Here is a 10,180-nt window from a genome sequence, read left to right on the forward strand (position 1 = left end):
CCTTTCCCCTGGTCGGCGGGGTTGCGGCGGACGACCTCGACGGTGACGTCCAGCAGCGCGCCGTGGATGATGACCTCATCCTTGAAGCCCTGGTCGACCAGAGCCTTCTCCAGACGCATCCCGCACCGCTCGGCCGCCTGGTCGAGCAGGGCCGTGCCGGCGGCGTTGTCGTGGGTCGAGGCGGCCAGGACGACGACGCCGATGATCAGCCCCAGGACGTCCACGGCCAGTCCCCGCTTACGGCCCGGCGTCTTCTTATTCGCGTCCAGTCCCGTCGTGGTCTTCGGGACACCCGCGGCCGCACGCACGGACTGGGTGTCGATGATCACGAGGGACGGGTCCTCTAATCGGCGGGCCTTCTCCCGCACCTGACAGCGCAGAAGTTCCTGGATCCGCTGGTCCAGCCCGTCCTGGCGCCACAGCGTGAAGTAGTAGAACACCGCCGACCAGGCCGGCAGATCATGAGGCAGATAGCGCCACTGACAGCCCGTCCGGTTCTGGTAGAAGATCGCATTCACCACCTCCCTCAGATCACAGGCCCCGGGATCCCCCGTTGCCGACCGGCTCACCCGGTCCTGCTTCCAGCCCGTGATCATCGGCTCGATCAACGCCCACTGCTCGTCCGATAAGTCGCTCGGATACGGTCTCCGCTCCATGCCCCGCATCCCAGCATGCACATGCCGAACGGCTGGCCTGTACGACGGCCAATCCCACGAACGAGCGATCACGAACCAAGGGAAAAGGGACTTAACGCCCTCTCAACCGCGGCGGCGACCGTCAGGCCAACGCCGCCCTCTACCGGATCGTCCTCAGCCGCCTGCGCTGGGACCAGCGCACCCAGGACTACCTGCAACGACGCCTCACCGAGGGCAAGACACGCCGCGAGATCATCCGCTGCCTCAAGCGATACATCGCTCGAGAGATCTACCGGCTCATCGTCCCCACGAGCACCCCAGCCAACCACCCAAGCCCCGCGGGAGTCGTTGCTTGACATCCATAGGGGCATCAACGCCCTTCGACGTTCTCCCGCAGGTTCTTGCGCGCCTGGGCCTCATCACGCGCCGGCTGTGTCTCCAGCCAGATCCACACGCCGACGACGGCCACGAACAGCAGTCCCAGAACGGTCAGGCATCCGTTGAGAAGGCAGCCGCCCGGCGTACCCGTCCGGACCTGTGATCGTCTCGCCATAGGCACAGCGTGTACCGCAGGTACACGACAGGCCCATCCACTTCCCCAAGTCGTGACCGAAGTGCATCATCACCAGCGAAGCGTCTCGCGGGACCCCACAGCCGAATCTCATCGGTACGCCCTTCGAACACTTTCGGACTCACCGCCTCCCGAAGTGGTGAACATGTGCTGTCGGTTCTCGGGCTCTGGCTCACTTTCCGTGGAGGGCTGACTGACCGTAGCGTCGACCCCCTATGACCAGCAGTGAGAGGCTGACGTGAGCCAGTACTACAAATTGAGCGACCAAACCCTGTGGAACCCGTCCAACGGGGCGTCCCGGCTGTTCATGAGCCAGGTCACCGTCTATCAAGCCGAATTGGGTCAGCCATCCGGCATCGGCCCCATGGAAGCTGACGAGTGTCAGATCGACCCCATCGCATTCGCAGCGTTCGTCGACGCCCTGCTCGCCTGGCATAGCAAAACCAGGCACGCCATCATGGCCACCCTGTCCGAAGGGTTCGTTGCCACAGTGCTGGCCTTGGCTGAGAAAGCGAACATCGAGGTGAACTGGCAGGCGGCCGAGCGCGCCGAGAGCCGCTATCTCAAGACGGCTTCGGATCCCCATGCAAAGGAGTGGACAGCCGCACTGCGGCAGAAGTCACACGAGCTCATCCGACACATAGCGACCTGAGAGGGCGTTTGATTTAGGATGATCGCCCCTTATGCCCTAGTAGGTGCCTCGCCAGGTGGGTGTGGTCTCGTCCGTTATGCGCTTGGCGAGGTTGTCGATCGAGGCGATGTGGATCATGGCTTCGGAACTGGCGTTGAGGGTCTCGTAGTCGCGGGCCAGGCGGCGGTGCATCATGATCCATCCGATGCTGCGTTCTACCACCCAGCGTCTTTTGACGACGTGGAAGCCGCGGATTTCCGGGTTTCTGTTGACGACTTCGACATCGATACCCAGGCTCGCGCCGTGCTCGACGACGGCCTTCTTGAAGCCGGTGTCGACCCAGCTTTTGGAGATAGTCGGGTACGTCTTCTTGGCCTGGTCGAGAAGTTGTATTCCCACGGCGTGACCGAGCCGCGGCGAGGCCGGCGGTCGTGTCGGGGCGGTAGGCGACGGCGGCCTGCAGGAGACGCCCCGAGCTGCGGACGGAACGTGAAGACGAGGCTGCCCGCGCCGACTTCGGCGAGCGGCGAGTAGCAAGCAGTCGAGGCTGACGCGCGATCGGTCGGACACCGTCGCCCTCGTCGGCGATGCCAGCTGGCTCCGTCGTTGGTCTCGTCGACGAGGAAGTTCCGATTCGGCGACAGTCCGCCGCGGCGCTCGTAGGATGCCTGGATGCCTAAGCCGATACGGATGAGCCGCCGCGCGTGGGTTGCCGCGTGGGCGGTGCTGTGCGCGGCTGGCCTCGCCGCCACCGCCAAACTGAACGCCTCCTCGGCACCGGCCCCGCAGCCCGAGAAGTCCGTCAGTGCCGAGTGCGCCGAGCGCATCGCGGACATCGAGACGCAGCTGGCCAAGGCCAAGCAGGAAGGCAAGGAAGACGGAGTGCTGGCCTTCTCACGAGTCCAGGTCGGCACCGAGGACGACTGCCGTGACGATCTCCGTAACCACTTCCGTGGCGATCAGTGAGCCGCGCTACCTGGCTCGCCGCGATGGCAGGGCTAACCTTCGTCGGTGCCGGGGCGATCATTGCCGTGGGCGCCACGTCGGAACCGAAGCCGCGGCCCACGCCGCCGCGGGTGTACTCCTCCTGCCTGGCGGCCGACACCAAGCCGGTGTCTGCGGACGACGACCCGTGCGACGGCCGCTGAAGAACGTCCGAGCGACCGTCCGCCGCATGACAGAGCACCCAAACCCAAGTCGGCCTCTTGGCCGACGGCGCCACCACAAGAACCGTGGACATCAGGGCCCACCCAGATGAGGGGGACCCTGTTCGTCACTGACAGTGAGTCTAGCCACGGCCACTTGGTTCCTGTAGGGTTCCAAAAGCCCTGCACATGCGCTGACCTGCGCGTTCGTCAACTTCGCTGATCTTCCTCAGGCGGTGTCGCGGTACTCGTGAATGAGTCCGCTGAGGACGTCGTGCCGTTGGATGCGCTGTGCGGGGAAGGGGATGACGTCGGGGTCGTCGACTGGAGCGCGGAGCTGCAGGGCCCGATGGGGTCGTCCGGTGTTGTAGTGCTGGGCGTACTCGGCGAGGACGTGCCGTAGGTGTTGCTCGTTGTAGATCAGCAGCCGGTCGGTGCATTCGGCCCTGACCGTGCGTATGACCCTCTCCGCGTGGGCGTTCATCCGCGGCGTCTGCGGCGCACTCTTCAGGATTTCGATGTCGTCGGCGGTGAAGACCGCGTCGAAGGCCTGGGTGTAGCGGCTGTCGCGGTCGCGCAACAGGGAGCGGAAGCCGGAGGCGCGGTCACCGAGGTCGGCGAGGAGGTTGCGGGCGAGCTGGGTGGCCCAGGCCGCGGTGGGGTGGGCGGTGACACCGAGGATGTGCACGGTGCGGGTGCCGATTTCCAGGACGTAGAACACGTACAGCCGTCTCAGGGTCACCGTGTCGACGTGGAAGAAATCGGCGGCGAGCAGGCCGGAGGCTTGGGCGTGTAGGAAATCGTGCCAGGTCGGAGTGCCCGGGTTTCGGCGGGGTGCGGGGGTGAGGCCGGCGCTGCGGAGGATGCGGCGGATGGTGGAGGCTCCGACGCGGTGGCCGAGGCGTCGCAGTTCGCCCTGGATGCGGGTGTAGCCCCACGTCGGGTTTTCGCGGGCCAGGCGCAGGATGAGGGCGGTGAGTTCCTCGGAGACCGGCGGGCGTCCGGTCCGCGCGGGTTTCTGTTTCCACTTCCAGCGCAGCAGTCGGCGGTGCCAGGACAGCAGGGTGCCGGGGGTGACCAGGCGGTGGCGACGCAGTCTGGCCGGCAGGTGCCGGGCGAGGGCGGCGAGTACCGCGCGGTCCGGCCACGTCAGGTCCGGCCGGGTACCGAGTTGGCGGCGCAGCACCGCGTTCTCGTGGCGCAGCGCGAGGAGCTCAATGTCCTTGGCCTCCTCCGAGCGTGACAGCAGCAGGAGCAGTCCGAGAAGCCGGATGAAGATCAGGTAGAGCACGCGCAACGCCATGCAGTCCGAGCATGCCATGATCGCCTTGAACTGCAAAGGCCCTGATCAGAGGCTACGCGCTAGTTTTGGCACTGCGCCTGCCGAAAACCCGTCCGTGCTGGTCAGGCAGCGTGTCGGTACTCGTGGATGACCCCGCCGAGGCGGTCGTGCCGGCGTATGTCGAGGCGGGCGATCCGTCCGGGTTCGAGGGGTTCGGGAACGGCGCGCAGGGGCGCCGTCTGGTTCATGGCCTGGTGGGGCCGGTGGGCGTTGTGGTGCTGCTCGAACTCGCGGAGCGCACGGAGGAGATGGCGCTCATTCCAGATCAAGGTACGGTCGAGAAGCTCGTGGCGGCAGGTCTGCACCCAGCGTTCCATGATCGAGTTCATTCTGGGGATCCGCACGCCGGAGAGGACGACCTGGATGCCTGCATCGGCGAGGATCTCGTCGAACAGGGCGGGAAACTTCGTGTCGCGGTCCCGGATCAGGTACGTGGCCCGCAACCCGGCGTCCTCCAGGTCCATGACCAGGTTCCTCGCGGCCTGGGCGACCCAAGCCGCGGTCGGATGCGCGGTGGTGCCGAGGACGCGCACGCGCCTGGTGGCATGCTCGATGACGGCGAGGATGTACTGGCGCTGTCCAGTCAGAGTGACGGTCTCGATGAAGTCGCACGCCAGGAGTGCGTCGGCCTGGGTGCGCAGAAAGGTAGCCCAGGTCGTGGCGGTCCGGCCGGGCGCGGGCGCGACACCCTCGGCCTTGAGGATTTCCCAGACGGTGGAGGCGGCGACCTTGACGCCGAGGATGGCCAGCTCGCCGTGGATGCGCCGGTAGCCCCACGTGCTGTTCTCACGGGCCAGCCGCAGCACGAGGGCGCGGACGGAGCGCACTGTGCGTGGGCGGCCGGGACGCTTGGGGCGGCAGGTCTTCGCGTGACGGTCCTTCATCAGGTCGCGATGCCAGCGCAGGATCGTGTCGGGGCGGACCACAAGCCGCACTCGGCGCAGCGCCTCGCGGGGCAGCGGGGCAAGGAGCGCGGCGAGAAAGGCCCGGTCCGCGCGCGTGAACCTGACCTTCTCGGCACCGAGTTGTCGTTCAAGGAGGGTGATCTGGTGGCGCAGGACCAGGATCTCCGAGTCCTTGTCCCGGTCGGACATCGGCAGCAAACGCAGGGCGGCGAAGGCGTTCGTGACGGCCAGGTAGGCCAGGCGGAGCAGCACGAGTGATCATATGCACCGGTCGCAGGGCTCCCGAGGGCGGGGCGACGTGGTTGCAGGCGATCAGGGCCGCGACCTGCGCGGATGAGTTTTCTGCAGGCGCAGTGTTATGCGCTGGCGCTGTGGCGCGTCCTCGGCAGTGGACGGATGCCCTGCAGATCTCGTTCATGGACGTCGCCCAGGACGTCGGTCACCTGGATCTTGATGTCGAGCACGGCCAGGCGTTCAAGAGCGTTCGAACCCAGAGCGAGCAGTTCCATACCTTCTCGGCCGACGCTCGTCATCGGGAGAGCCGCGCCGGAACCGAGGTGAAGGAGGAAGAAGTCTTGGTCCCAATCGAGCCCAAGTGCTACAAGCGAGTCGATGGCGGTGCGCCAGGGCATCCAGCCAGAAGGGATGGCAGCACTGCCCGCGTATGGCCCGGATGCCCGGATCCGGTAGGTGACGGAGCGCACCACGGCTCGTCCCCCGCCAGCATTGGCGAGGGATACCGTTCGTAGTGAGTCCGTCAGTTCGTGACTGCGTCCCTCGAACCCGGACCAACTCAATACGGGCTGCATGGTCTGCGACAGTTGAGATCGGGTCACGATAATGCCGGTCAGCAGAGCGACCACGGCTGCGCATGTAGACGCGTCGAGCACCGTGAGTCGCCACGGCCAGTCTCCGCGGACATGGCTACTCAGATTGACCTTGACGATCTCCCAGGTCAGATCGACAAGGGCGAAGGAGAGTAACGCCCTCGGTAATCGCAGTGTCTTGCTGCTGGTCGAGACCCGTCGCTGAATCCACCGTGACTCTTCCATATGCTCTCCCAAGCCTTCGCACCCGCATGGTCTCACCATGGAGCGCGCCGCGGCAGTGGAGCAATAGCCTTAGCCTCGGTTCTTCAGTGGGGTTCGGGTGTGCCGTTGACTGATGCGCAGTGGACGCAAGTCGAGCCGTTACTCCCGGACCGGACGCCGAGGCCTGGGGGCCGATGGAGAGAACCGCTCGCCGACCCAGAGCCCAGACCGCTCACGCCCGTCATGAATGGTGCCTCGGAGGATTTCCCCGCCGGGGCACGAGTCGTCTCATCGGCTTGCTACGGCTGTCCTTTCCAGTTCTCCGGGACGAGAGGTGCGGGCATCAGCCACACCGCGAAGGCCACCTGGGCCATAACCTGGAGCACCAGCGCCTCGGCCATGGCCGCCCCTATGAGCGGCAGCGCAAAGAACACCATGGGGAAGGCCAGCAGGGCCCGGAACCGGGAAACCTCCATGTGCTGATGGGCCAGTCCGGCCACGATCGCCAGGAGCACCGTGGGGATGCCGGTGAAGGCCAGCATCAGCAGGCCGACCCGCGTGCTATCAAGGAAGGACCAGTCCGGGACCACTAGCGCGATGACGATCCAGACGGCCACGTGCAGCAGGACGTACGACAGGACGCACCGCCCCATCCGTCCCAGCACTCGGCGCATGCCGGGGCCGTTCGCCGTCTCGGTGATACTCATCAGCACCCCTTCACACACACGTTGTCAGTCCAGGTCTTGTCAATCTTCCCTGGCCAGAACGGGGCCGCGTCCATCCCCTGCTTGCCTAGGGTGTTGATCCGGGTTATCCACAGGCTCCGACGCCTTCGCCGGGTTCGCTCTACGGTGCTGCCGAGTCGATTACCAGGGGTGCGGGGTGCAGTACGGCGTTGTCGTGGAGGAACTGGCGGGGGAGGTCATGGCTGAGCTGCCGAGCGACCAGGCCCGCAAGGAGGTGCTGGCGCTGATCGAGACGGTGCGGATGGGGCCGCGTGCCTGGCCCGATGTCCGTGATGCCGGCGCGTGGGAGGAGATCCGGGAGGCGTTCGGGCGCAGGTGCTGGATCCAGTACATGCCGCACGCCGGGGCGATCGAGATCCGTGAGCTCGGCTGGGTCGGCTGACCGGCCTCACAACGTATCCGGACCTCATCTTGCAAGCAGCTCGTCCCGGTGGAGCCAGATCAACTTCGTACGTCCGTGGAGCCAGATACGGCCGGTACACCGGGGCCGCGGTGACGCGAGAACGTCGAGGAGCAGCAACTCGCGCAACTCACCGAACTCGGACTGGAATAGGCGGCCTGACTGCCGAACAGTGTGGCGTCCCAGACGTAGGAGTGGTCGCTCGAAGGGTCTGGGTGGCCACCTCTCGTATTGGGTCAGCGCTTGTAGCCGGGCAGTCTCATGTCCGCGGTCTCGTCGCGGTGCCTCCCGCTGCGGCGGCCTTCGAAACCTACTGGCCTGGCCCGATACCGGCGGGCATCCTTCGCGCATGTCCTCTTCTTCGGCTACCGAGCCCGCTGTCGTCTACGTCGACGAGTCGGCCAACTCGGGCCAGAACCTCCTCGACCCGCATCAGCCCGTGTTCACGGTGGCCGGGGTTCACCTGCGCGACGATCTGGCCGGGTCCATCGTCGACGAGCTCCGTGCCCAGATGCCAGCCAACCAGAAGGAGCCGAAGACAGTGCTCTCGCTGGCTCTTCGGGCGGCCGGAAGGCCCTGTTGCGGGCCTTCTCGCGGCTGCCCGAGGGAAGCGTGCGGACGTACGTGGTGGACAAGCGGTTCATAATGATCGCGAAGCTGGTTGAGCTGTTGGTGGAGCCGCGGGCAGACGGCAACGGAATCAACTTGTACCAGGGCCGGCTGTCGCTGCGCTTCGCCGAGATACTGCACATGGGCGGCCCAGTGCTCGGGGACGCGCAAGCCTACGAGCGGCTGCTCCAGGTCTTCGTCGGCTGGGTGCGTGAGAGCGCCTCGACCGAGGAGCTGTTCGAGGCCATCGCTGCCCTCAATGCCTCCGTGCTGGACACTGACTTCCTGCGGTTCATCAACAAGCTGGAGCAGTGCCGTGCCATCGCCGACAAGACGGCCGCGGCCATCGTGGCGGGCGAGCACAAGGACGAGCTCGACCCGGCAGTCCCCGCCCTGTATTGCCTGGGCCTCGCCTTCGGAGAGATTCTCGGCCAGCACTTCCGGCTCATCCACGACCAGTCGAAGGTGATCGACCGGAACGCCGTCCTGCTGCGGACGGTGCACTTCCTCCCCAACCCCGCCCGGCCAGGCGAGTTCAACCAGCAGCTGCCGGTCCTCGGAATCGAGTTCGCGGACAGCAAGGCGCACCCGCAGCTCCAGGTGGCGGACTGGGCCGCGGGCGCGACAAGGCAGTGGGCGCGGCACTTGGCTGTAGGCGGCGGCGACCGCTTCTCGCAGGAGCTGGAGGACGTGGCGAGGCCGTGGCTGATCGGTGGAGTCTGGCCGCCTACCGTCCAGGGGTGACGGTCGCGACGGTCCCGAGGTGCTGCCCGAAGGCCGGATCACGAAGCTCGACCTGCCCGAGTATGAGCAGCTGACCACCCCCGCGCGTACAGGGTGCACTCGTCGTACGGCGTCGGCTGGGCGGCTTGCCCGGACCGGCTGCCCACCACACCCCAGAGCTTGCCCACCGGCCCGGGAGCGGGGAAGAGAAAGCACCTCGTCCTGGTGGAAGAGGTGTCGGGCCTGGCCGGGGGCTGACCCAGGGGCGGTGACCTGCCCGGACACCCGCCGCCCCGACGGACCGCCCGCAACCCGTTGGACACCCCGTTACGCAACCGGGACGGCAACCCGTAAGGACCACCGTTGCGCAGCCAGGACCGCAACCCGCGCCCGCCCGAAGAGGGATGCTGCACCGCTACTTGCGGCGCAGGCGGGCCGGGATCCCGTTGGTCTCGGCGGCCTCCGCAGCCGTGGCCGCCCGTTCCGCCGTGGGCGGCTTCTCGCTGTCCGTGATCGTGCCGCAGACCGTGCACGGGCCGCCCCGGACCACCGGCTCGCCCCCGGCATCGCCTGGATAGGCCGGCCACCGCACACGGCCATTTCCCCGCCTCCCGGCGGCGCAGCTCCTCCTCGCGCTCTTGGCGGCGGCGCTCCTCCTGGGCTGCGCGCTCCAGGCTCTGCAGGTCTTCGCGGGCGTGGTACTCATCTTCGGTGCCGCTGAGGACGGCAACGTGGAGGCGGCGGAGTACCGGGTGTGGGTGCGAGCCCCTGAGCACGTGCGGCCGGTCGACGGCGTCGACTACGACCAGCTCGCCGCCCTCGCCAACCGCGCCACCCGGCCTCGACGAAGAGCGTTACAAGAAACGCAATACCGTGGAACAGGCGATCAACCGACTCAAGCAGTCCCGGGCGGTAGCCACGCCGTACGACAAGCGCGGTTACGTCTTCCTTGGCACCGTCACCGCAGCGTCGCTTGCAATATGGCTCCGGTCCTAGCAAATGCGAGGCAGGTCAGAACCCGCTCGGGCCGGTCTGTGAGTGCCGTCTTATGGTTCCGGGATGAGTAACTCTGCTGCGGCTGCTGTCCTCACAACCGCCGACCTGCCTGAAGCGGTACGTGCGGTGCGTACCTTGCTGGGCATGGCAGACATCCGTCAGGGAGAGGTCGATTTCGAAGCTGTGATCAGGTCGCCGGATGTCCTGGCGCGAGTACGTCACGTACTGCCCGACCTCGAATGGTGGGCGTCGGCTGGCAAGAAGCACGGTTCGTCGGAGGCCGGCGACAACCCTGCAGACTGCCTGCCTATCCAAGTGTTCGACTGGGGCCGTCCAATAGACCGCGCCGAGTGACCATCCCCTCGTAGCGTAGAGGCCGTGACTGCAGGGGAAGTTGGGGGTCATGGCAGAGAAGCGACGAAAGTTCGACGCGGAGTTCCGTGAGG

General features: G+C 66.6%; 14 protein-coding genes and 3 pseudogenes. 9 read left to right on the forward strand and 8 right to left on the reverse strand.

All coding sequences use genetic code 11. The annotated features are described in order from the left end of the window. A partial coding sequence (locus ACIBB8_RS36430; protein ID WP_398959545.1) for an IS5 family transposase occupies positions 1-656 on the reverse strand: 656 nt, incomplete at its 3' end. A 101-nt stretch (positions 657-757) separates the two neighbouring features. Here ACIBB8_RS36430 and ACIBB8_RS36435 point away from each other — a divergent pair. Continuing rightward, a pseudogene (locus tag ACIBB8_RS36435) lies at positions 758-991 on the forward strand (IS110 family transposase); the annotation flags it as partial. A 14-nt stretch (positions 992-1,005) separates the two neighbouring features. On the opposite strand, the gene ACIBB8_RS36440 reads toward ACIBB8_RS36435, so the two are convergent. Next, the gene (locus tag ACIBB8_RS36440; protein WP_398959547.1) at positions 1,006-1,188 is read right to left on the reverse strand and encodes a hypothetical protein; all 183 of its coding nucleotides are present in this window, start codon (positions 1,186-1,188) and stop codon (positions 1,006-1,008) included. Positions 1,189-1,444: 256 nt separating this feature from the next. On the opposite strand from ACIBB8_RS36440, the gene ACIBB8_RS36445 reads away from it, so the two are divergent. Further along, positions 1,445-1,858 carry a DUF6086 family protein gene (locus tag ACIBB8_RS36445; RefSeq protein ID WP_398959549.1) on the forward strand — a complete coding sequence of 138 codons (414 nt, stop codon included), beginning with the start codon at positions 1,445-1,447 and terminating at the stop codon, positions 1,856-1,858. A gap of 36 nt (positions 1,859-1,894) precedes the next feature. On the opposite strand, the pseudogene ACIBB8_RS36450 reads toward ACIBB8_RS36445, so the two are convergent. After that, a pseudogene (locus ACIBB8_RS36450) lies at positions 1,895-2,242 on the reverse strand (transposase); the annotation flags it as partial. Between the two features lie 267 nt (positions 2,243-2,509). On the opposite strand from ACIBB8_RS36450, the gene ACIBB8_RS36455 reads away from it, so the two are divergent. Together ACIBB8_RS36455 and ACIBB8_RS36460 are read left to right on the forward strand one after the other, a co-directional pair. After that, on the forward strand, positions 2,510-2,803 hold the full coding sequence (locus tag ACIBB8_RS36455) for a hypothetical protein (protein ID WP_366696093.1): 294 nt from the start codon (positions 2,510-2,512) through the stop codon (positions 2,801-2,803). Then, positions 2,800-2,985, forward strand: a complete 186-nt coding sequence (locus ACIBB8_RS36460; RefSeq protein ID WP_366696091.1) for a hypothetical protein — start codon at positions 2,800-2,802, stop codon at positions 2,983-2,985. Before ACIBB8_RS36455 ends, ACIBB8_RS36460 begins: the two co-directional genes overlap by 4 nt. Before the next feature lie 226 nt (positions 2,986-3,211). On the opposite strand, the gene ACIBB8_RS36465 is transcribed toward ACIBB8_RS36460, so the two are convergent. The 4 genes from ACIBB8_RS36465 to ACIBB8_RS36480 form a co-directional block, all read right to left on the reverse strand. Next, positions 3,212-4,285 carry a transposase gene (locus tag ACIBB8_RS36465; RefSeq protein WP_398959551.1) on the reverse strand — a complete coding sequence of 358 codons (1,074 nt, stop codon included), beginning with the start codon at positions 4,283-4,285 and terminating at the stop codon, positions 3,212-3,214. A 101-nt stretch (positions 4,286-4,386) separates the two neighbouring features. Continuing rightward, complete coding sequence (locus ACIBB8_RS36470; RefSeq protein WP_398959553.1) at positions 4,387-5,481, reverse strand: integrase core domain-containing protein; 1,095 nt, start codon at positions 5,479-5,481, stop codon at positions 4,387-4,389. A 104-nt stretch (positions 5,482-5,585) separates the two neighbouring features. Beyond that, the gene (locus ACIBB8_RS36475; protein WP_398959555.1) at positions 5,586-6,281 is read right to left on the reverse strand and encodes a hypothetical protein; all 696 of its coding nucleotides are present in this window, start codon (positions 6,279-6,281) and stop codon (positions 5,586-5,588) included. A 278-nt stretch (positions 6,282-6,559) separates the two neighbouring features. Continuing rightward, positions 6,560-6,967, reverse strand: a complete 408-nt coding sequence (locus tag ACIBB8_RS36480; protein ID WP_398959557.1) for a hypothetical protein — start codon at positions 6,965-6,967, stop codon at positions 6,560-6,562. A gap of 175 nt (positions 6,968-7,142) precedes the next feature. Here ACIBB8_RS36480 and ACIBB8_RS36485 point away from each other — a divergent pair, with 175 nt between their 5' ends. From ACIBB8_RS36485 to ACIBB8_RS36495, 3 genes are all read left to right on the forward strand, one after another. Beyond that, positions 7,143-7,388: a hypothetical protein gene (locus ACIBB8_RS36485; protein ID WP_398959559.1), complete on the forward strand. Its 246-nt coding sequence runs from the start codon at positions 7,143-7,145 to the stop codon at positions 7,386-7,388. Between the two features lie 367 nt (positions 7,389-7,755). Further along, the gene (locus tag ACIBB8_RS36490) at positions 7,756-8,052 is read left to right on the forward strand and encodes a DUF3800 domain-containing protein (RefSeq protein WP_398959561.1); all 297 of its coding nucleotides are present in this window, start codon (positions 7,756-7,758) and stop codon (positions 8,050-8,052) included. Further along, positions 8,019-8,759, forward strand: a complete 741-nt coding sequence (locus tag ACIBB8_RS36495) for a hypothetical protein (RefSeq protein ID WP_398959563.1) — start codon at positions 8,019-8,021, stop codon at positions 8,757-8,759. Before ACIBB8_RS36490 ends, ACIBB8_RS36495 begins: the two co-directional genes overlap by 34 nt. 394 nt (positions 8,760-9,153) lie before the next feature. Here ACIBB8_RS36495 and ACIBB8_RS36500 read toward each other — a convergent pair whose 3' ends face one another. Beyond that, entirely contained in the window at positions 9,154-9,330 is a 177-nt protein-coding gene (locus tag ACIBB8_RS36500; RefSeq protein ID WP_398959564.1) for a hypothetical protein, read from the reverse strand. Between the two features lie 239 nt (positions 9,331-9,569). On the opposite strand from ACIBB8_RS36500, the pseudogene ACIBB8_RS36505 reads away from it, so the two are divergent. Both ACIBB8_RS36505 and ACIBB8_RS36510 read left to right on the forward strand, forming a co-directional pair. Then, positions 9,570-9,734: pseudogene (locus ACIBB8_RS36505) on the forward strand (IS5/IS1182 family transposase); the annotation flags it as partial. A gap of 63 nt (positions 9,735-9,797) precedes the next feature. Beyond that, complete coding sequence (locus tag ACIBB8_RS36510) at positions 9,798-10,088, forward strand: hypothetical protein (RefSeq protein WP_398959566.1); 291 nt, start codon at positions 9,798-9,800, stop codon at positions 10,086-10,088. The last annotated feature ends 92 nt before the right edge of the window (positions 10,089-10,180 follow it).

The organism is Streptomyces sp. NPDC051286 (assembly GCF_044455345.1).
In the GTDB taxonomy this organism is placed as follows: domain Bacteria; phylum Actinomycetota; class Actinomycetes; order Streptomycetales; family Streptomycetaceae; genus Streptomyces.

Coding starts and splice junctions, on each gene's coding strand:
- ACIBB8_RS36480 (WP_398959557.1), bottom strand. CDS start 6,967: ATGAGTATCACCGAGACGGCGAACGGCCCCGGCATGCGCCGAGTGCTG.
- ACIBB8_RS36440 (WP_398959547.1), bottom strand. CDS start 1,188: ATGGCGAGACGATCACAGGTCCGGACGGGTACGCCGGGCGGCTGCCTT.
- ACIBB8_RS36490 (WP_398959561.1), top strand. CDS start 7,756: ATGTCCTCTTCTTCGGCTACCGAGCCCGCTGTCGTCTACGTCGACGAG.
- ACIBB8_RS36510 (WP_398959566.1), top strand. CDS start 9,798: ATGAGTAACTCTGCTGCGGCTGCTGTCCTCACAACCGCCGACCTGCCT.
- ACIBB8_RS36465 (WP_398959551.1), bottom strand. CDS start 4,285: ATGGCGTTGCGCGTGCTCTACCTGATCTTCATCCGGCTTCTCGGACTG.
- ACIBB8_RS36475 (WP_398959555.1), bottom strand. CDS start 6,281: ATGGAAGAGTCACGGTGGATTCAGCGACGGGTCTCGACCAGCAGCAAG.
- ACIBB8_RS36455 (WP_366696093.1), top strand. CDS start 2,510: ATGCCTAAGCCGATACGGATGAGCCGCCGCGCGTGGGTTGCCGCGTGG.